We start from the raw sequence: 19,737 nt of genomic DNA, 5'->3' as shown, positions 1-19,737 counted from the left end.
GATTAAGAATTAGGGAATGACGCTGTTATCACCCCTGGTTCTTAATCCCCACAAATAATTTGGTAAGTTCTTTTATGAAAGGTATTTCCCTACGATCGGCACCCTTCTTCCTACGCCGAAGGCTTTGGACGAGACGCGAATGATGGGACAGAACTGGTTACGCTTATACTCATTGGTATTGACCATTTTTAGTGTGCGGGCTACCAGCGCCGGGTCAAATCCCTGGGCAATGATCTCTTTAGGGCCCTGACGGCGCTCAATGTACTGGTACAGGATCTTGTCCAGCACGGCGTAATCAGGCAGACTGTCGCTATCTTTCTGGTTAGGGCGCAACTCTGCCGATGGGGCCTTATCTATGATATTTTGCGGAATGATCTCCCCATTCCGGTTAATATACCTGGCCAGGGCATAGACCTGCATTTTATACACGTCTCCCAGTACAGCCAGTCCGCCGGCCATGTCACCGTAAAGTGTACCGTAACCGGTTGACAGTTCACTCTTATTGGAAGTGTTCAGCAGGATATATCCGAACTTATTGGCTAAGCCCATCAACAGGTTCCCCCGGATGCGGGACTGGGTATTTTCTTCCGCTACATTAAACGGCAAGCCTTCGAAATAAGGCTGCAGCGTTTGCAGGAAGCTTTCGTAAATATCATTGATGCGCACGATATCATATGGATTATCAAGACTCTTCGATAACGCCACAGCATCGTCTACAGAATGTTCGGTAGAGTAGGGAGATGGCATCAGGATGGCCCGTACATTTTCTTTTCCTAGCGCCTCCACAGCCAATGCCAGGGTCACTGCGCTGTCAATACCACCGGAAGAACCCAGGATGGCCTTTTTAAAGCCCATTTTCTGGAAGTAATCCTTTATGCCCAATACAATGGCCTGATGAATACGATCAATGTTATATTCAGGCAATAGCTCCAATACCGGTGTATAAGCGACGTCCGGTACCGGTTGTTTGGACTGTAACAATACATCCAGGTCATAACCGTCCATTGCCTCTTCGAAATAAGGCAATTCTTTTACGATGTTACCCTGCGGGTCGAAGATAAGAGAGCCGCCATCAAAGACGATCTCTGTCTGGGAGCCTACTGTATTACAGTAGTACATAGGAATACCATACTTACGTACGTTCGCACGGATGATCTCCTTCCTGTTCTGCGCATGGTCATAGTCAAACGGAGAGGCAGAGAGGTTGATCATCACATCTGGTTGTTGTTCTATCAACTGGTCCATCGGGCAAACCCTGTAAAGCGGATTATCCCCCAGGTTCCAGATATCTTCACAGATGGTCACTGCCAGCTTCTTTCCTTTGAATGGCACTACATTCCAGGCATAGGCAGGCTCAAAGTAGCGATACTCGTCAAACACATCGTAAGTAGGCAATAATGTTTTATGGATGACCTGTTTCACTTCTCCTTCATGCAGGAACCAGGCGGCATTGAACAGGTCTTTTCCTTCCGGTTGTGTATTCCGGCCAGGGCCTCCCACCAATACTGCAATATTAGCAGTGTGGGCTTTTATCTTGTCAATAGCAGCATATGATTGCTGGATAAAATCTTCAAACTCGAGGAAATCCCTCGGTGGGTAACCACATACACACAGCTCAGAGAATACTACCAGGTCAGCGCCCTGGGCTTCCGCTGCTTTAATTCCTTCCAGGATCTTCTGTATATTAAACTCGAAATTGCCGATATGATAGTTCTGTTGAGCAAGTATAATTTTCATCTAAACGTCTTTTAAAAGAATAATCCCAGATTTAATGCAAAGCTATTCATATTTACCTTGCCATCATCCCATTTTCCATTGCGGGTCACATCTACGAAACCGTTACGGTAGCTGAGACCAACCATACCGGATAGCCTGTCGCCCAATGGATATTCAATACCGGCGCCGATCAGCATGCCGACATTAATAGGAGTAATGTCACGTAATACGTTTACTTTGTCATCATTGGCCTGCAGGCTAACAATATCTGCTCTGCCACGCACGGGAAAGCCCAGGTAAGTACCGAACTGCCCCCAGAGGCCCAATCCATTGTCTGTGTCCGTTTTTAGCTTTAGGGCAAACGGGATCTCCACATAGGTGAGCTTGAGCTTATATTCTGCCGGGATCTGTTTATAATCTTCCAACCCCTTATTCGCTTCATATTTCAATGTACTACCTGTTGTAGAGACCTGCAGACCGGAAGCAATAGCGTAACGTCCTGATTCGTCCAGCAGAAAGTCTGCCATAATCCCAAAGCTGACGCCGGCACGGGAGCCATTGCGGTCCACTCCTGATTCTTGGGGCTGCAACCAAAAAACGGTGGGGTCCAGTTTAAAACCCAGCCGCACCCTGTTTTCCTGCATAATATTGCGCTGAGCCTTTACTACGGCTATATTTAATAACAAGAACATTATCAATATTACCTTCCTCATATAATTTTATCTTTTTTTTAATACAAGCTATATAATATTTTTACCTATTCGTAGTTAGATATCAAGTATGCGAAATTACATTAATAAATTAGCTGGTAATACTCAGTGGCTATTGTCCGCCCTCATCCTTATTTGCTGTGCCTCTGCCTGTAAGCACAAAAACGTGCCAGATGTGAGCCATATTGCGGTGAATGTACAAATTGACCGATTTGATCAGGCGTTGTATAAACTGGATACCAACAATATTCAGTCGGGATTGCAACAACTGGCAAAGGTATATCCTACATTCCTGCCTGTCTACATTGAGCATGTAATGAATTTCGGTCCCTACTCAGATACCAGCAATTTAATACTATTGCAAACACGTATGCTTGTCAGCAATGGCGACTTCCGCGTGTTACAGGATTCCGTCAATGCACATTTCCCCAAATTGGAGCCATTAGAGAAAGACCTGGCGCAAAGTTTCCGTTATATCAAATACTATATTCCTTCATTCCCCCTTCCACAGAAAATTGTGGCTTTCAGTTCCGTGATCAGTAATTACGGTGCTGTTACTGTCGATTCTGTATTGGGTATTGGACTGGATATGTACCTGGGAAAAGATTTCCCGATATATCCGATGTTACCCGATTACCCGATGTACATGGTCCGTAAATTCTCTCCGGAATATATTACTACCAATGCCGTTCAGGCCCTTGTGCAGCAGGCATACCCAGGTGCGGAAGCAGGCGAACAACTGGTAAACCAGCTGGTAAGTGCCGGCAAACAGCAATATTTCCTTGAACAGGTATTACCGGAAACAGAAGATAGCATCCGCTTGGGTTATACGAAAGCACAGATGGATTGGTGTGATGAAAATGAACTGATGATATGGCAATTTTTCGTACAACAGAACCTCTTGTATAAATCAGACTGGCAGAGCAATATGCATTTCATGAATGACGGCCCTACTACACAAGGGATGCCTGAAGAAGCACCAGGTAGGATCGGGGCATTTGTAGGATGGAGGATCGTAAAGGAATATATGAAACAGCATCCTGAGGTAACATTGCAGCAGCTGATGGAGACGAAAGATGCGATGAAGATCTTTTCACAGTCGAAGTACAGGCCGAAGTAGAACGCTACATCAACTGCATTTTTTCCAACACGTACATACGTAACCAATTAGGCAATTCCTGATCATGTATAGTAAAATTGTCTTTCTCAAATTCTGCAATCAAGCGATAACTTAAACGGGAATTATCGATCAGGAATGTACGATAAGTGTAAGGAATAACCTTTGAGAGTAGATCAAGGGAGCGGGTATACCTTTCTATGATCTTGTCTTCATCTACGTTATGTCCACCTTTTTTCACCCTTTCTTTTACTCTATCGATATTAATCTGAACTGAATCCGTTGCAATGAAATACAAATAATTCCTATAACCGGCATCCAAAGCCTGTTTAAGAATTTCCAATTTAGAGGCATGTGACATAACTGTTTCGAATGAAAAGGAATGTCCCGCTGATATCAATTGCTGCCGCAAAAATTCGGCAATTAATGCTGCTTCGTATGCATGTGTATTCACTCCCGTAGTGATCACATTGTTCTGAAGTCTAAGATCAACATGATATCCATCCTTTTCAGACTTTTCTTTTAGAGATGATCCGGAAAGATATTCCTCAAAAACATTGTTGGAAATATTTAACTGATAATCCCCCAGATTTATAAATCCTTTCTCACTGCATGCCTTCTGGATTTCATCTGCGTTCAGATAAAATCCAGAATAGTAATTCTTTTTGATATCGTAAATAATGGTGCTTTTGCCAGAACCATTGGGCCCTGCAAAAATGCGCATTCGTTTAGTGAAACTTGACATGCAAAACAGTGCCTTTCTTGAACTCGGGTGAGATATCTGAAATGATAATTTGTTCTATTTTTTCTACGTGCCCATCGGCATATTCTCTAACAACCCAACCATCCTTTTCATATGTAAGGGGCAACTGTAAAGCTCTGTTTTCATTGATTGCGTTAATTGCCGCTCTCGCCCCGATTTTTTCCAGCATACTTGTATCCGTACCATCTTCAATGGCACTTAGATCTGAAAAACCTATCGGGTCACCTGCTGACCAATAATCACCTGTGTTTTCGTCGTTCTCTTTAAATAGCATTTCGTCAGACATATTAAACACCTATTATTTTCTAAAATTAAGCAATTAAAACTACACTACCCATTCACTGCCTTCCCACCCAGTACATCCACTACCGTCTCTCCCGGCAATATCCGGAACACCGGTATATTCACCGCATACCTATCACATAACTGCCTGATCGCATTATCAATCTGCTCAGCATTATACCGCGATGAGAAGTGTCCTAATATCAGTGTTTCAATATTACTGCCACTTACCATTTCCATCACTTCATCCAATCTGCTGTGCTTATTCTTGTAAGCATATACTTTGATCTCTTCTTCTCTTTCCAGGAATGTTGCTTCATGGATAAGGATCTTCGAATCGTTCCATTGCGTGAGATCTTCTACGGGTGTATCTCCGGAATAACTAAGTATGTTTGTGCGGACTTCCATAGTCGTGCTCTCCTTCCCATGCTCCAGTCCAATCCTACGGATCTCTTCTCCTGGTAAACCAACTAATTCAGGCCTCAGTTTCCGTTTCGTCTGCATGACTTTAAAGCTCAGGCTTCTGATGACTTCCGGAGGCACGGGTACATGCCCATTGCGGATAGGTATTACCAGGATATCGTCTTTCACACGGATCTCATCACCTGGTAATGCTGGCTCCCAGACAGTACCTACCGCATAAGGGTCGAACTGCTGAAAGAATTGCTGCATATAAGGGAAAGAACGCGAATCTTTTGGATAATGGATAACAGGATATCCTTCTCTGGCATTGAGCTGATTGAATTGTAGCAATCCTGTAAGGTGGTCCCTGTCTGCATGTGAAATAAAGGCATGGTTGATCTTTCTGCTTTTCTGCAATAAAGCCGACATCATACCGTCGCCTGCATCCAATAGAATTCCCAGCTCCTCAACAAAATACCAGGTAGAAAATAAAGCGGTAGAGTATCCTGTGATAGTTAGTTTCATTAAACTTTCTTCAAAATAATAGTAAGGATCCTCGGGATCCCATTCCTGTTGTTATCGTCAAAATATTCATTTATATCGGCTACCACAAGTCCGTACTTCTTTGCAGATTGAATAAAGTCCGAGATATGATGATTGAAGCACTCCAGTACTTCTGTACCATTCTCTGTATCAAATCGTGCTTTAGAGCCTGCATATTGTTTAAACGGATGCAATTCTCCGATATATACATGCCCATTGGGATGCATTGACTTTGACACCTGATCAAATACATGGTCAAGGTCATCGATATGTTCCAATACCAGGCTAAAGCTGACAAGGTCGTACAAACCATCCTGGAATGTCCATTCTTTGGTAATGTCCGCCTGTTTAAACAAGACGCGGGAGGAAGAGATCTTTTGCCTGGCTTTCGCCATCATTTCTTCTGAAAGATCGATCGCCGTAATGTAGTCAGCCCTCTCTTGGAACCAAAGCGTGTTCTTTCCGGTACCACAACCTACTTCAAGACAGGTCTTAAATGGAATATCTGCCAGGGATCCCCTGAGTGCATGTGCTTCAAGATCACGTGTTTTATTATCGTTTGTATCGTACTGGGAGGCCCAGAGATTATAAGCTTGTTTGGTGTCCATTTGTATACATTTGCAGGTTATCAGAATTGCAGAAACAAGGGCATGCCCGGTTACCTGTTTCCGGTCAGATAACTCAAGTTAATTCATTTTCCAAAACAGCATTCCTGTACCCGGAAAGGTGCAGTATTTAGAAGGAAAAACAGTGAAAAACGTAAATCAATTTAGCTTAAAAGGCACAATCATCTGAAATTCGGGGATCTTGACCTCAAACAGCTTTTTATTGAGCTGATTTTCCATCTGGTAGGTACCGTACATTTTGCCGATCTCCGTACGCAGATTAGAACCTGAGACATATTGATAACTTTCAGATGGGGCGAGCAAAGGTTGTACACCAACTACGCCTTCTCCTTCTACCTCACGGTGGGTTCCGTTGGAATCGATAATATACCAATGGCGGCGAAGAAGCTTGATGGGGAAAGTATTATTGTTCTCGATGGTAATACGGTAGGCGAACATAAACTCACTACCAATCGGATTTGAATAGTCCGGTTGATAAAATGTCTCCACACTGATGGTAATTCCGTCTGTTACTTTTTTTACCATAAAACACCTCCGTTTAACGTAAAAATAAGCAAAATATATCCAGTAGTACTAAAAATTATATATCAAAGAAGACTTTAACTTTTCGTTTAGAAGTAGTGCCAATAGACATCCGGGCAATGTTAAGCTATTGATTTAAAGCCCCTTAAACTATCCTAACACTGTTCATAATTGCTGCATCATGTTCCGCAGCCCTGGCTGCTACTTCAAACCTGTTAGCGTGATAGCCTACCCTGATACACTCCCAGAAATACTTCCAAAGAAAGGGTACAAGGCCTAACTCTTTATATTGCATTACATGACATATTTCATGCCGTACCCACCACTTATGTCGCAGGAAATTCTCCCGGCTGGTACCGTGCAGGTGGATCGTTCTTCCTATAACCATAGCTATCTGATTCCCACCCATATAGCGCGCCGCCATACGGGCAAGAAGTGATCTTTCTTTTATGTAACAGGTTACCGGCTCCATAACGTATGTAAAAATACAAATTAGGAATTAGTATTGAGAATCAGGAATTAAGAAGTTACATCACTTAATTTCTAATGCTCAATACTAATTCCTAAGTATTACAGCGAGAATCTTCTGGAAATATTAAAGCCCCAGCGGAACTGTCCCTGTAACCAGGATGTGGTCGTTTCAGGAATGAACTGATTTTCCAGGATGGCGGTCGAGTTGGTAAAGTTCACATGGAACACATGTCCCCCTGTTTCAATTTCCAGTCCTACTGCCAATGGATTGTACAGTTTCCTGCCCTGTTCTTTAAAATAGTCCTTGCTTTCCTGGTTCCTGAACGGATAGAAATATTCTACCAGCAACCCGATCCGCTTAGAGAATTTAAGCCTTCCACCAGCTCCCAGCGCGAAGATGTCATTTTCATCCATGTATCCTACCCGGTTACGGTGCACCAATGTTGGCAGCAAGGTCAAAGATAAATTACGATTGAACTTGCGGGCTATGATCACCTGACCGGTATAAGAAAGGCGGTCAGAGAATTTGCCGAAATAACTGGCATCAGAAACCGTCTTGCTTGAGGTCATTGCACTAACTACCGAGTTACCGAACAAGGTGATGGTCACAGGCATGTGATCATCGGTGGTTTGTTGCAGCAGTTTATATTTAGCCAGCCCTTCATAAAGTTCGGTAAGATTGCCGGAACCTTTTGTACGGCCAATGCCCGCCATCAGGCGGTCAGTAATACCATATTCGAAAGCGATGCGGACATCGGCAGAGTTGTCCATTCCGAAGAAGGTCTTAGGCCCGCCGAATTCGCCTCCAAGATCACCGAAATGATGTGCTACCCTGAAATCGAGCTCACGCTTTTTCAGGGTTTCGGGAGAGTGTCCCTGTATGATACGGGTTGATTTATAAGTAGCGATCACCGGCTCATGCGTTTTCACCTCGTCCTTGGCGATCATCGCCTCCAGGCTTTCCTGGGCAAAAGTGTTCAGTCCGAGGCAACAGCCCAGGAACAACAGAGATATATGTTTCATAGGTTCTGACAGATTAAATGGATTTTATCAGGTTGCAGTAGTATAAGCTGCTTTCACAGTTACTTCTACCACTTCGGCGATGTTCTTTATTACCAGTGTAGGTATTTTTATACGATGATCAACCAGCTTGACATTGAACTTGGCGTTAGCAGCCGGCTTCCCATCTTTAACAGTGATGACGGCCTTCTCACGATATGGCTTGTCTACTCCGTGAAGAGACAAAGTGCCATCTACCATTACCTCATAGGTACCGTCTTTATGTAGATCGGGAGGCGATACTATTTTACCTTTGAAGATAGCATTCGGGTATTTATCACTCTCCAGATAGTTCTCATTGAAATGCTCTTCCATGAGCTGTTTCCTGAACTTAAAGGTGTTCACTGCCACTTTAAAATAGACCTCTCCAGTTTTCAGGTTGATAGCAGACAAGCCCTTATCTGAAGTAGCGTCAATATCTTCAACGGGTGTGGCGGAAAAGAAGGATAGTGCAGTATTCCGGCAGGTATACACATCCTGCGCCAGCACGGCATGTGTAAGGAACAATCCTGCAAGCAGGGCAATTATTTGTTTCATTGTAAACTGTTTTGTGAGGGTCCATCATTCCGGCATACCATGGGAAAGCCAGCAGTTAATAGAATCGCGCGTTCCCTGGCTGAACTTTTCACCACGGGGAGGCATGTCCGCATTAGGGCCGGTTACCCTTTCCCGGAATAATGCTTCATTTGCGTTGAGATAAGTTTTCAGCTTAGCCAATGTAGAAAAATCCGACACTACAAAATTGCCCGTTCCCTTATGGCAGGCGCCATTGGTGCATTTGCTGGAAATGGTCGTCATAATGTAATCGGAAGTGATCACTGCGGTATCGCAGGCATTGGGAGCTATTCCCGGATCTGGTTTAGGCGCCTGTTCGGCTGTGCAACTGTACACGAAGAACATAAGCACTAAGGGAAACAGTGCTGTTTTCATAGGTTTTTTCATTTCACTTTGGTTTGGCGGGCATCACCCGGTCTTTGAATGGTTATTGGTAATTACAACGTCTAAAACAAAAATATATTATATAATTGATAGTCCATATAGCCAGCTCATTTTAGTAATTTTTTCAAGGATAACGCTAGCATGTGTTGCTGCTTATGGACTATCAACTGATTTTTAATACATTTGTTTTTATGAACATCGATCAGCTTTACGACATTTACCGGCAATACCCGTCTATACAAACAGATACCAGACAGCTCAAGGCAGGTGATATATTTTTTGCATTGAAAGGACCCAACTTTAACGGGAATACCTATGCTGCGGCTGCACTGGAAAAGGGAGCTGCATTTGCAGTAATTGATGAGGAAGCATATTATACGCAACCGGATAAAATGATGCTGACGTCAGATGTGCTGGATACATTACAGCAGCTTGCACTAAAGCACAGGCAAAGCCTGAATATCCCTTTCCTGGCTATTACCGGCACTAACGGCAAAACAACTACGAAAGAGCTGGTCAGCACGGTACTGTCATCCGCATTCAAGACTACCGCTACAGCAGGCAATCTGAACAATCATATAGGCGTACCGTTAACCATACTGCGCATTCCGGCTGATGCGGCTATGGCCGTTATTGAAATGGGCGCTAATCATGAGCATGAGATCGAAAGTTATTGTAAGATCGCGAGGCCAACTCATGGTATCATCACTAACATCGGGAAGGCCCACCTGGAAGGATTTGGCAGTGAAGAAGGCGTGCGCAGGGCGAAAGGTGAACTGTACGATTTCCTGCGTAAAAATAACGGGACTGTATTTGTTTGCAATGAGTACGCTTACCTGCTTGAAATGAGTAAAGGCATCCCTACTGTTATCACCTACGGACAAACATCGGCCGATTATACCGGCCAGCCGCTGGCAGACAGCGCACTGTTAAGTGTGAAGGTGACCAGTCATGAAGGCATTGGCCAGATTGATAGTCAGCTGGTAGGTGCGTACAATTTCCCAAATGTGATGGCTGCTGTAGCAGTAGGACTGCATTTCGGGGTATCTGCTGATAAGATCAAAAACTCCATTGCTGCATATGCGCCTTCCAACAACCGTTCACAGGTGATCAAACAAGGCACCAATACGATCATTATGGATGCTTACAATGCAAACCCTTCAAGCATGAAAGCTGCCATTGAGAACTTTGCCGGCATTACTGCCGACAAGAAAGTTTTATTGTTAGGAGCCATGATGGAGCTAGGCCCCGACAGCGTGAAAGAACACCAGGCACTGATCAATTTATTACAACGTACGCACTGGCATGCAGTAGTGTTAGTAGGAGGTGATTTTATTAAAACCAATCATCCGTATATATATCTTGAAAATGCCGCGGCTGCAACTTCCTGGTTACAACAACAGCAATTTACAGATGCTCACCTGCTCATTAAAGGTTCCAGAAGCATTGGTATGGAAAAAGTGATCCAATAAAATAGTGAAGATATTGCTGTAAAAAAAAGAGACCTGCAAGCTGGAAAGCCCGCAGGTGTTCATAACCTATGCCAACTTTAGAGTATTATATAAAGAGTTTAGTATTACGTTATATATGTGAATATGTTTTTGCTGGAATTAATGTAGTGAATTAGTTTTTATAAGGCATATGAGACCATTGGCTGCAATTTGTTCTTATGAGGCATAACTTCTATGAGGTTATGGGCATTAGTTCAGGGTCAAAGTTCTTGGTTTTAAGATAATATCATACTCGCTGCTATTATTCCTTCGAAGACTTCCGCGCTCCTATAACAACAATTTGTGCGTCTGATTGTTTAAATCCTTAAGTTTTTCTGATTGAGTGTTTTTCTAACGTGTCTGTAACATGTGTCTGGATATATTTACGATCGTTTTAATTTCCTGGATTTCGTTATTTGAAAAAAATCTCAGATTTCCTGGCAAAGCTCTATCAGTACGCCATTTGTATCTTTCGGATGCAGGAAACAAACCAGTTTATTATCCGCTCCTCGCTTCGGCTCAGTTTGCAATAAAGTAAACCCTTCTGCTGCCAGACGTTCCATCTCTGCATAAATATCTGCTACATCAAAAGCAATATGATGTATGCCCTCCCCCTTTTTGTCCACAAACTTGGCTATGGTACTGCCCGGACCGGTGGCTTCAAGCAATTCTATTTTGGTTTCCCCCTGACGGAAAAAAGCCGTTTGTACGGCCTCACTCCCCACCTCTTCTTTTTTATAACAATCAGTGTTAAGAAGCTTTTCAAATAAGGGAATTGATGTCTCCAATGATTTTACGGCTATTCCTATGTGTTCTACTTTCAGCATAAAGCAATTTAGCATTTTAATGTACAAATAGTTGTTCTCTATGTCCATATCAGTTCTTACAATGATCGTGGGAGGTAAGCAAAGCAATTAAGCATTAAATTTGTAGTAAAGAGGAATCAACACTTACAATTAAAGACCGCCAGATATGCTTAAGTTGCCGATCTACCTGGATAATAACGCTACCACTCCCTGCGACCCACGGGTTGTAGAAGCAATGCTTCCCTATTTTTCGGAAACATTTGGTAATGCAGCCAGTCGTAACCACTCTTTCGGGTGGGCAGCAGAAGCAGCCGTCGATCTTGCCCGCGAACAGGTAGCAGCCCTGATAGGCGCAGACCCGAAGGAGATCATCTTCACCTCCGGCGCTACCGAGGCAGACAATCTTGCCCTTAAAGGGGTGTTTGAAATGTATGCCGACAAAGGGAACCACATCATTACTACCGAAATAGAACACAAAGCAGTACTGGACACCTGTAAACACCTGGAAAAGCAAGGTGCAGAGATCACCTATCTGAAGGTGAACAATGAGGGTCTTCCTGACCTGAAAGAACTGGAAGCGGCCATTACGGCCAAAACCATCCTGGTGTCCATCATGTATGCCAACAACGAGATAGGAGTGATAAGTCCTATCAAAGAGATCAGCGCTATTGCGAAAAAGCATGGTGTACTGATGATGAGCGACATTTCCCAGGCAGCCGGTAAGGTGCCTGTGGATGTGAACCGCGATGGTATCGACCTGGCGGCATTCAGCGCTCATAAATTATACGGACCGAAAGGAGTGGGCGCCCTGTATGTACGCCGTAAGTCACCCCGGGTAAAGGTGACTGCTCAAATGGACGGCGGCGGACATGAAAGAGGCATGCGTTCCGGTACACTGAACGTACCTGGTATCGTAGCCTTCGGGAAAGCCTGTGAACTTTGCCAGCAGGAAATGGAAACAGAAGGCAAAAGGCTGGCAATACTGCGCGACAAGCTTGAAAATGCGCTGCTGCAGCTGGAACAAACCTTTGTTAACGGATCAAAAACCAACCGTTTACCGCATGCCAGCAACATTTCCTTCCGCTATGTGGAAGGCGAAGCCCTGATGATGGGCTTCAATAAAAATCTTGCGCTATCATCCGGTTCTGCCTGTACCTCCGCTTCACCGGAACCCAGTTATGTACTGAAAGGGCTTGGCCTGGGAGACGACCTGGCCCATTCTTCCATTCGATTTGGACTGGGACGCTTCACCACTGAAGAAGAGATAGATTATGCCATTCAAGCCGTTACGGAAACGGTTAATAAATTAAGAGAAATAAGTCCGCTGTGGGAAATGTTTAAAGAAGGTGCGGACATGAACACTATCGAGTGGTCCCGTCTTTGAGGACAATGAACATGGGGGACAATTACTGACAGCTTTATACTTATGCTTATGGCTTACGCTGAAAGAGTTCTTGATTATTATGACAACCCCAGGAACGTAGGAACACTGGACAAGTCCAGTACAAGAGTGGGAACAGGGTTGGTACACGTGCCGGAGTATCTGGAAGTAGTAAGGATCCAAATTGAAGTGAGTCCGGCCAGACATGTTATTATGGATGCCCGCTTTAAGACCTTCGGGTGTGGCGCCGCTATTGCAGCTACCTCTATCACTACTGAGTGGCTCAAAGGCAAAACTATCGATGAAGCAGCCCAACTTGATCATATGGAAATTGTGGAAGCATTAAACCTTCCTCCAGCTAAAATTCATATCACCATCCTGATAGAAGATGCGGTAAAGGCAGCCATTAACGATTACCGCCACAAAAATGGCATGGAACCGCTTAAAGCTGAAACCGAAGAGGAATCTGAACGTGACTACGAACTGGAAGAAGAACACAATTAGACATAATTAACTGATCAATTAAGCGTTAAGGGTTGACTGACCGCACGGTATTCAATTCGTAATTCCTAATTGATCATTTTTAATTATATATATTTGTGCTTTCAGTATCACTATGCTAGCAATCTTTAAAAAGGAAATACACCAGTTTTTCAGCAGCATTACGGGATATGTGGCCATCATCCTGTTCTTACTGGCTAATGGCCTGTTGCTGTTCGTTTTTCCAGATACCAGCTTACTGGACTATGGATACGCCAACCTTGATCCGCTTTTCGAACTGGCTCCCCTGATATATTTACTGCTTATTCCGGCTATTACCATGCGCAGCTTTGCTGACGAGTTCAAAACCGGTACTATGGAGCTACTAAGCACCAAACCTTTAAGCTGGTGGCAGATCGTAATCGGAAAATTCTCTGCCGGGCTCCTGGTCGTGCTCATCTCACTCATTCCAACAATTGTTTATTATATCGCTATCAGGCAGTTGAGCGCGAACCCGGCCAATCTTGACAACGGGGGCATGACCGGCTCGTATACCGGTTTATTCCTGTTGGGAGCTGTGTTCACCGCCATCGGCGTATGGTCATCCTCCCTGACTACCAATTCCGTGGTAGCCTTCCTCATCGCTATTTTCACCTGTTTCATATTTTACAACGGCTTTGATGCGTTAAGCAAAGTGCCTGCCTTCACTGGTGGCGCCGATTATTATCTGCAAATGGCCGGTATCAAGTTTCACTACACCTCTATCAGCCGTGGCGTGATAGACAGCAGGGATATTATATATTTCCTGAGCGTGATCGGCTTGATGCTTTACCTGACAAGATTATCATTACAACGCAGGATCTGGGATTAATTTAAAACACTCGTTTCGTGGCTATCAACAGAAGGAAAAAATACTTGCAGCGGGCTATTGTAGTAGTGTGTGTACTTGTGGGGGTTAATATACTGGCAGCTTATTTTCATACCCGCTGGGACCTTACCGCGGAAAAAAGATATACACTTACTCCGGGTACCAAAAACCTGCTCCGCGGGTTAGACAGTACCGTTACTATAGAGATCTTCCTGAAAGGCGATTATCCCGCCAGTTTCCGTCAGCTGGCTCAGTCCAGCCAGGAGCTGCTGGAAGAATTCCGGGAATATGCAGGTCAGCGTGTTCAGTTCTCCTTCCAGAGTCCTGGTCAGGGATCATCAGATTCCGCCCGCCTTGCTTTTCAACAAACACTTGTAGAAAAAGGCATCATTCCCTTCAACATGCAGGTGCAGGAAGACGCTAACCAGGGATATTCTGAAAAACTGATCTTCCCCGGCGCCTTATTGCACTATGGCTCCAAAACTGTGGGCATCAACCTGCTCAAGAACCAGGGGGGCCTCAATCCGGAGGCGACCATGAATAGCTCAGAGTCCCTGTTGGAATATCAGTTCGCCAATGCCATTTACCAATTGCAGCAGAAACAACCGCCGCTCGTGGGATACATGCTGGGTAACGGAGAGATGCTGGGCGCTGATGTATATGATCTGCTCACGACTATGCAGACCAACTACCTGTTGGATACCATTACCCTCCAGTCTGTGTCTTATATCCCGAAAGACTTCGACGCAATCGTTTTTGCCAAACCACAAACAAAGTTTACTGATGAAGACAAGCTGAAAATCGATCAGTATGTAATGAATGGTGGTAAGGTACTTTGGTTCATTGATGAATTGAATGCTTCCATAGACAGCCTTCAGCACCAGGAAAGCTTTATTGCGTTTGATAAGGGCCTGAACCTGGAAGATATATTGTTCCGCTACGGTGTGCGTATCAACCAGGACCTTGTACAGGATATGCAGAGTGATTTTGTTCCACAGGTAGTAGACCGCACTGGCCAGATGCAGCCACTGGCATTCCCTTATTTTCCGTTGCTGACACCCACCGGCGCTCATCCTATTGTAAAGAACCTGGACCTTGTATTGAGCCATTTTGCAAGCTCAATAGATACTGTTAAAGGCGGTGGTATCACCAAGACATTACTGCTTACAACATCGGCCAACAGCCGCAGCGTAAGTTCACCAATAGAGGTCAGCTGGAACAACCTGCGTGTAAAACCTAACCGTCGTGAGTTTAACAGGCAATTCCTGCCTGTGGCCGTGCTGCTGGAAGGCCGGTTCACGTCCCTGTTCCGTAACAGACTGGATGAAAATACACACCAGGCTATTCAACGTGCATCTGGTCAGCCTTTCAAGAATAATAGCGACACAATCAATAAAATGATCGTAGTAAGTGATGCTGATGTCATCACAAATGCCTTCTCTCAAAAAAGTGGTCCGCTGCAAATGGGCGTGAACCTCTACGATCAATCTATGGTATATGCTAACCGCGAATTCCTGCTTAATTCCCTCGGATATCTTACCCACAACGCCAGCATCATGGATGCACGTAATAAGGAGTTAACATTACGGTTGCTGAATCCTGAAAAAGTTAAACAGGAGAAAAGCAAATGGCAGGCTATTTGTTTCATCGTCCCCATCGGGCTGGTTTTATTATTTGCTGCCATTTTCCAGTTTATCAGACAAAGAAAGTTCGAAATATAACAGTAAGATCAGCTGCTGCTTTGTTATCGGAGTTAATATTGCTTAAACTACCGGTCAGTCAATAATTGTTTGTAAATAATTGATTTACAAACAATAGACAACCGACACCCGGCGTTGAAGAAATATGACGATATCCTATAACGATCACAGCTTTAGACTATCCGGTATAGTCTGCAAACCTGCTTTCAACGGACGCAACTATGGATTCAAGTCTATGACTATGGACTATTCCCCATATATTTGCCCAGCGATAAATTTAAAAGCGGCTACTTAAACCCCTGAAATAAAAGAGTCAACTTTTAAAATTAATACCCGGCCGCCCGGGAATCATTAAGGGAAGCAGTGAAGAGCAGGTAGCTTTTCACATCAAAATTTAACCACACGTGTACAACGCAGAAAGTATCAGCAAGGTGCTGAAAGGTGAACTATTGCAGCAGACGGGTAACCCGGATATCGAACACATTTTGCTGGACAGCCGGAAACTGAGCTTTCCTGAAACGTCTCTTTTTATACCATTGGTCAGCAGCAGACGCAATGCACACCAGTATATTCCGGAACTATATGAAAAAGGAGTTTCCAATTTCATTGTGAGTGAACCTGTGCCTGCAGGAAAATATCCTAAAGCCAACATCATCCTTGTAAAAGATACTATGCACGCACTGCATACGCTGGTGGCCTACCATCGGCAGCAGTTCCATATTCCGGTGATCGGCATTACCGGCAGCAATGGTAAAACCATCGTAAAAGAATGGTTATATCAGCTGCTGGAAAAAGACTATAATATTGTTCGTAGCCCAAAAAGCTACAACTCCCAGATCGGCGTTCCTTTGTCCGTTTGGCCAATGAAACCCGAGCACCAGCTGGCTATTTTCGAAGCCGGCATCTCGCAACCGGGAGAAATGGAGCATCTGGAAAAGATCATCCGGCCTACCATTGGCATTTTCACCAACATTGGAGAAGCGCATAATGAAGGCTTCCTGAACATCAGGCAGAAGATCAATGAAAAGCTGGTGTTATTCTCCAAAAGCGAATTGCTGATCTATTGTAAAGATTACCTGGCCCTCAATGAGTGTGTGCTTAACTTCCACAACCTGGTGGGTAAGAAAGACAGCCATGAAGGCGGGTTACAGCTATTTTCCTGGTCCCGTAAAACAGAGGCCGACCTCCGCATCACCAGCGTTAATAAGAGTGACAACAGATCTCAAATAGACGCGCTATACCAGAATGAGCAGCTGCACATCAGTATCCCTTTTGTGGATGAAGGCTCTGTGGAGAATGCGATCCATTGCTGGGCGCTGATGATCCACCTCGGAATGAGCCAGGAGATCATTCAACAGCGGATGGACCAGCTGGGCAATATTGCCATGCGCCTGGAACTCAAGCAGGGCATTAATAACTGTTCTGTTATTAATGACAGTTATAATTCCGACCTCGGCTCATTGACAATTGCACTGGAATTCCTCCAACAACAGCAACAACATCCTACCCGCACGGTCATACTCAGTGATATACTACAAAGCGGCAAAAGCGATGCTTCCCTTTATGAAGAAGTAGCTAGCTTACTGCAACAGAAGGGTATTAACAAAGTGATCGGGATTGGCAAAAATATTTTCAGAGAGAAAAAAAGCTTTCAGCAGGTACAGGGGCTGAAAAGCAGTTTCTTTCTTACAACGGAAGAATTTATTCAGCAGTTCAACCAGCAGGACTTCCAACATGAAACTATTCTGCTGAAAGGCGCACGTGTGTTTGAATTTGAAAGGATCGGCAAACTGCTGGAACAAAAAGTGCATCAGACCATCCTTGAAATTAATTTGAGCGCTGTAGCACATAATGTAAAACAATATCAATCCCGGCTGAAACCTGCCACCAAACTGATGGCGATGGTAAAAGCCTTTTCTTATGGCAGTGGAAGTTTTGAGATTGCAAATCTATTGCAGTTCCATGGTGTAGATTACCTTGCCGTTGCTTATGCTGATGAAGGAGTAGAATTAAGAAGGACCGGCATTACGATGCCGATTATGGTGATGAACCCTGAACCAGCTTCTTTCGACGCCATCCTTCAATGGAACCTGGAACCCGAAATATATTCCCTCCACCTGTTAAAGCAGTTTGAAGAAGAAGTACAGTTAGCCGGTAAAAACGGCTTCCCCGTGCATATTAAACTGGACACAGGTATGCACAGGCTGGGCTTTGAGCGGAAAGATATCCCTGAATTGGGAAGATTGCTCAATGACAATTTATATCTTAAAGTAAGTTCGGTATTCAGTCACCTGGCAGCAAGTGAAGATCCGGCAATGGACGAGTTCACAAGACAACAAGGGCGCTTATTCTTTGAAATGAGTCATGAACTCCAAAAAGCACTGGGCTATGCCGTGATCAGGCATATTTCCAACAGTGCGGCCATAGAAAGGCACCCCGATCTGCAACTGGATATGGTAAGACTGGGTATCGGGATGTATGGGGTAGATAGCACCGCTTCTATGCAGGAGCTACTGAAACCAGCCAGTACTTTGAAAACGACGGTCGCCCAGGTAAAACACCTTGCAACCGGAGAAACGGTAGGTTATGGAGCCAAATGGGTGGCGAAAGGCCCCTCAGTCACAGCTACAGTACGGATAGGTTATGCAGATGGCTATCCCCGCCGACTGAGTAATGGGAAAGGAAAAATGCTCATACGCGGACAGCTCGCGCCAGTGGCCGGCATTGTGGCCATGGATATGCTGATGCTTGATGTAACCCACATCCCCGATGTGACAGAAGGCGATGAAGTGATCGTATTCGGCGCGCAATTGCCTGTACAGCAAATAGCTGCATGGGCTGACACCATTCCTTACGAAATATTAACAGGAATTTCGCAGCGTGTGAAACGGGTATATTTCGAGGAATGACCGGAAATTCCGATTTTGCGCATTATTATTATTTTTGATAAAATTTTTACCCTTTGAAATATCGTCACGTAATTTGGATTGTTGTCTTAGTGCTGGTGGTGGACCAGGCCCTGAAGTTCTGGATAAAGACACATATGAACTTTAACCAGGAATTTATCATCTTTCCTAACTGGTTCCGCATTCACTTCACTGAAAATCCCGGTATGGCCTATGGCCTGGAACTGGGAGGAGAGTGGGGCAAGCTAATACTGACGCTTTTCCGCCTTGTTGCTGTAGTTGTAGGTTTTAAGTATATGAGTACGCTGGTAAAACAACGCCATCATACCGGATTGCTGATCTGCGGCGCCCTTATCCTTGCTGGTGCAGCCGGTAACCTGATCGACAGCATGTTCTATGGACTGATATTCTCAGAGACCACCTTCTACGACGTAGCTACCTTCATGCCGAAAGGTGGCGGCTATGCGGGCTTCTTCCACGGGAAAGTAGTAGATATGCTGTATTTCCCCGTTTATCGTGGCTATCTGCCTACCTGGATCCCATTCAAGGGAGGCGATTATTTCGTGTTCTTCAACCCGATCTTCAATATTGCAGATGCAGCTATCTCTGTAGGGGTAATCACCATCCTGGTATTTCAGAAACGTTTTTTTCACAAGCACAATGAAAAACAACCAACTGAAAAAGAACCAGTTGCAGTAACAAAATAAGCTTTCAAGATACTTTTAGGAGCGGTTTCGTCAAGAATGGGACCGCCTTTTTTTTGCCTATCCCTTTGAAAAATTGATTTGCCGTATTACATTTGTCCACAAATCCGATAGACTAATAGTTATAATAGAGGATTAGATAGTATTCACCACCAATAAAATACGCATGATCACTTCTTTACGATGTTGCTGAACATAAAAAAACAGTTTTCCCCCATTCAACCTGAAATGGCATTTGCCTGATCAATTTCA

20 protein-coding genes are annotated in these 19,737 nt (G+C 44.3%); 8 read left to right on the top strand and 12 right to left on the bottom strand.

Going from position 1 to position 19,737, the window contains the following annotated elements; all coding sequences use genetic code 11:
* Window positions 1–72: 72 nt before the first annotated feature.
* Window positions 73–1,737, bottom strand: a complete 1,665-nt coding sequence (locus tag C7475_RS13570) for an NAD+ synthase (RefSeq protein WP_110053873.1) — start codon at window positions 1,735–1,737, stop codon at window positions 73–75.
* 11 nt (window positions 1,738–1,748) lie between these two features.
* On the bottom strand, window positions 1,749–2,429 hold the full coding sequence (locus tag C7475_RS13565; RefSeq protein ID WP_110053872.1) for a porin family protein: 681 nt from the start codon (window positions 2,427–2,429) through the stop codon (window positions 1,749–1,751).
* 172 nt (window positions 2,430–2,601) lie between these two features.
* On the opposite strand from C7475_RS13565, the gene C7475_RS13560 reads away from it, so the two are divergent.
* Window positions 2,602–3,546 carry a hypothetical protein gene (locus tag C7475_RS13560; protein WP_146217541.1) on the top strand — a complete coding sequence of 315 codons (945 nt, stop codon included), beginning with the start codon at window positions 2,602–2,604 and terminating at the stop codon, window positions 3,544–3,546.
* A gap of 4 nt (window positions 3,547–3,550) precedes the next feature.
* Here C7475_RS13560 and C7475_RS13555 read toward each other — a convergent pair whose 3' ends face one another.
* The 9 genes from C7475_RS13555 to C7475_RS13515 form a co-directional block, all read right to left on the bottom strand.
* On the bottom strand, window positions 3,551–4,267 hold the full coding sequence (locus tag C7475_RS13555; RefSeq protein ID WP_158286500.1) for a zeta toxin family protein: 717 nt from the start codon (window positions 4,265–4,267) through the stop codon (window positions 3,551–3,553).
* Window positions 4,268–4,271: 4 nt separating this feature from the next.
* Entirely contained in the window at window positions 4,272–4,592 is a 321-nt protein-coding gene (locus tag C7475_RS13550) for a hypothetical protein (RefSeq protein ID WP_110053869.1), read from the bottom strand.
* A gap of 44 nt (window positions 4,593–4,636) precedes the next feature.
* Window positions 4,637–5,515, bottom strand: a complete 879-nt coding sequence (locus C7475_RS13545) for an MBL fold metallo-hydrolase (RefSeq protein WP_110053868.1) — start codon at window positions 5,513–5,515, stop codon at window positions 4,637–4,639.
* The gene (locus tag C7475_RS13540) at window positions 5,515–6,141 is read right to left on the bottom strand and encodes a class I SAM-dependent methyltransferase (protein ID WP_110053867.1); all 627 of its coding nucleotides are present in this window, start codon (window positions 6,139–6,141) and stop codon (window positions 5,515–5,517) included. The genes C7475_RS13545 and C7475_RS13540 overlap by 1 nt, the downstream gene beginning before the upstream one ends.
* Window positions 6,142–6,297: 156 nt before the next feature.
* Entirely contained in the window at window positions 6,298–6,684 is a 387-nt protein-coding gene (apaG, locus tag C7475_RS13535) for a Co2+/Mg2+ efflux protein ApaG (protein ID WP_089828842.1), read from the bottom strand.
* Window positions 6,685–6,826: 142 nt separating this feature from the next.
* Window positions 6,827–7,069 (bottom strand): DUF4157 domain-containing protein, encoded by a 243-nt coding sequence (locus C7475_RS13530; RefSeq protein ID WP_233259845.1) that lies wholly within the window; start codon window positions 7,067–7,069, stop codon window positions 6,827–6,829.
* Window positions 7,070–7,251: 182 nt separating this feature from the next.
* On the bottom strand, window positions 7,252–8,175 hold the full coding sequence (locus C7475_RS13525; protein WP_110053865.1) for a DUF5777 family beta-barrel protein: 924 nt from the start codon (window positions 8,173–8,175) through the stop codon (window positions 7,252–7,254).
* Window positions 8,176–8,202: 27 nt separating this feature from the next.
* Entirely contained in the window at window positions 8,203–8,748 is a 546-nt protein-coding gene (locus tag C7475_RS13520) for a YceI family protein (protein WP_110053864.1), read from the bottom strand.
* Window positions 8,749–8,772: 24 nt separating this feature from the next.
* A complete protein-coding gene (locus C7475_RS13515; protein WP_110053863.1) occupies window positions 8,773–9,153 on the bottom strand; it encodes a hypothetical protein in 381 nt (126 codons plus the stop codon).
* Between the two features lie 188 nt (window positions 9,154–9,341).
* On the opposite strand from C7475_RS13515, the gene murF reads away from it, so the two are divergent.
* On the top strand, window positions 9,342–10,622 hold the full coding sequence (murF, locus tag C7475_RS13510) for a UDP-N-acetylmuramoyl-tripeptide--D-alanyl-D-alanine ligase (RefSeq protein WP_233259844.1): 1,281 nt from the start codon (window positions 9,342–9,344) through the stop codon (window positions 10,620–10,622).
* Between the two features lie 446 nt (window positions 10,623–11,068).
* Here murF and mce read toward each other — a convergent pair whose 3' ends face one another.
* Entirely contained in the window at window positions 11,069–11,467 is a 399-nt protein-coding gene (mce, locus tag C7475_RS13505; RefSeq protein WP_110053861.1) for a methylmalonyl-CoA epimerase, read from the bottom strand.
* Window positions 11,468–11,612: 145 nt separating this feature from the next.
* Here mce and C7475_RS13500 point away from each other — a divergent pair, with 145 nt between their 5' ends.
* The 6 genes from C7475_RS13500 to C7475_RS13475 all read left to right on the top strand — a co-directional run bounded on the left by C7475_RS13500 (window position 11,613) and on the right by C7475_RS13475 (window position 19,488).
* A complete protein-coding gene (locus C7475_RS13500) occupies window positions 11,613–12,830 on the top strand; it encodes an IscS subfamily cysteine desulfurase (RefSeq protein WP_110053860.1) in 1,218 nt (405 codons plus the stop codon).
* A 48-nt stretch (window positions 12,831–12,878) separates the two neighbouring features.
* The gene (locus C7475_RS13495) at window positions 12,879–13,331 is read left to right on the top strand and encodes an iron-sulfur cluster assembly scaffold protein (RefSeq protein ID WP_110054071.1); all 453 of its coding nucleotides are present in this window, start codon (window positions 12,879–12,881) and stop codon (window positions 13,329–13,331) included.
* Window positions 13,332–13,443: 112 nt separating this feature from the next.
* The gene (gene gldF, locus C7475_RS13490) at window positions 13,444–14,178 is read left to right on the top strand and encodes a gliding motility-associated ABC transporter permease subunit GldF (protein ID WP_110053859.1); all 735 of its coding nucleotides are present in this window, start codon (window positions 13,444–13,446) and stop codon (window positions 14,176–14,178) included.
* Between the two features lie 17 nt (window positions 14,179–14,195).
* Window positions 14,196–15,896 (top strand): gliding motility-associated ABC transporter substrate-binding protein GldG, encoded by a 1,701-nt coding sequence (gene gldG / locus C7475_RS13485; RefSeq protein ID WP_110053858.1) that lies wholly within the window; start codon window positions 14,196–14,198, stop codon window positions 15,894–15,896.
* 383 nt (window positions 15,897–16,279) lie between these two features.
* Window positions 16,280–18,784 (top strand): bifunctional UDP-N-acetylmuramoyl-tripeptide:D-alanyl-D-alanine ligase/alanine racemase, encoded by a 2,505-nt coding sequence (locus tag C7475_RS13480; RefSeq protein ID WP_110053857.1) that lies wholly within the window; start codon window positions 16,280–16,282, stop codon window positions 18,782–18,784.
* A gap of 53 nt (window positions 18,785–18,837) precedes the next feature.
* Window positions 18,838–19,488, top strand: coding sequence for a lipoprotein signal peptidase (locus tag C7475_RS13475; RefSeq protein WP_110053856.1), 651 nt, complete (start codon window positions 18,838–18,840; stop codon window positions 19,486–19,488).
* Window positions 19,489–19,737: the final 249 nt, after the last annotated feature.

This window comes from Chitinophaga sp. S165 (genome assembly GCF_003182155.1).
Lineage (GTDB): Bacteria > Bacteroidota > Bacteroidia > Chitinophagales > Chitinophagaceae > Chitinophaga.
This window is presented reverse-complemented; position numbering and strand designations above follow the sequence as displayed.

Bases quoted from the DNA above. Each gene is read 5' to 3' on its own strand.
- C7475_RS13495 (WP_110054071.1), top strand. From the start codon at position 12,879: ATGGCTTACGCTGAAAGAGTTCTTGATTATTATGACAACCCCAGGAAC.
- mce (WP_110053861.1), bottom strand. From the start codon at position 11,467: ATGCTGAAAGTAGAACACATAGGAATAGCCGTAAAATCATTGGAGACA.
- C7475_RS13555 (WP_158286500.1), bottom strand. From the start codon at position 4,267: ATGCGCATTTTTGCAGGGCCCAATGGTTCTGGCAAAAGCACCATTATT.
- C7475_RS13525 (WP_110053865.1), bottom strand. From the start codon at position 8,175: ATGAAACATATATCTCTGTTGTTCCTGGGCTGTTGCCTCGGACTGAAC.
- apaG (WP_089828842.1), bottom strand. From the start codon at position 6,684: ATGGTAAAAAAAGTAACAGACGGAATTACCATCAGTGTGGAGACATTT.
- C7475_RS13540 (WP_110053867.1), bottom strand. From the start codon at position 6,141: ATGGACACCAAACAAGCTTATAATCTCTGGGCCTCCCAGTACGATACA.
- C7475_RS13570 (WP_110053873.1), bottom strand. From the start codon at position 1,737: ATGAAAATTATACTTGCTCAACAGAACTATCATATCGGCAATTTCGAG.
- C7475_RS13530 (WP_233259845.1), bottom strand. From the start codon at position 7,069: ATGGTTATAGGAAGAACGATCCACCTGCACGGTACCAGCCGGGAGAAT.
- C7475_RS13515 (WP_110053863.1), bottom strand. From the start codon at position 9,153: ATGAAAAAACCTATGAAAACAGCACTGTTTCCCTTAGTGCTTATGTTC.
- gldF (WP_110053859.1), top strand. From the start codon at position 13,444: ATGCTAGCAATCTTTAAAAAGGAAATACACCAGTTTTTCAGCAGCATT.
- murF (WP_233259844.1), top strand. From the start codon at position 9,342: ATGAACATCGATCAGCTTTACGACATTTACCGGCAATACCCGTCTATA.
- C7475_RS13565 (WP_110053872.1), bottom strand. From the start codon at position 2,429: ATGAGGAAGGTAATATTGATAATGTTCTTGTTATTAAATATAGCCGTA.
- C7475_RS13550 (WP_110053869.1), bottom strand. From the start codon at position 4,592: ATGTCTGACGAAATGCTATTTAAAGAGAACGACGAAAACACAGGTGAT.
- C7475_RS13545 (WP_110053868.1), bottom strand. From the start codon at position 5,515: ATGAAACTAACTATCACAGGATACTCTACCGCTTTATTTTCTACCTGG.
- C7475_RS13500 (WP_110053860.1), top strand. From the start codon at position 11,613: ATGCTTAAGTTGCCGATCTACCTGGATAATAACGCTACCACTCCCTGC.
- C7475_RS13520 (WP_110053864.1), bottom strand. From the start codon at position 8,748: ATGAAACAAATAATTGCCCTGCTTGCAGGATTGTTCCTTACACATGCC.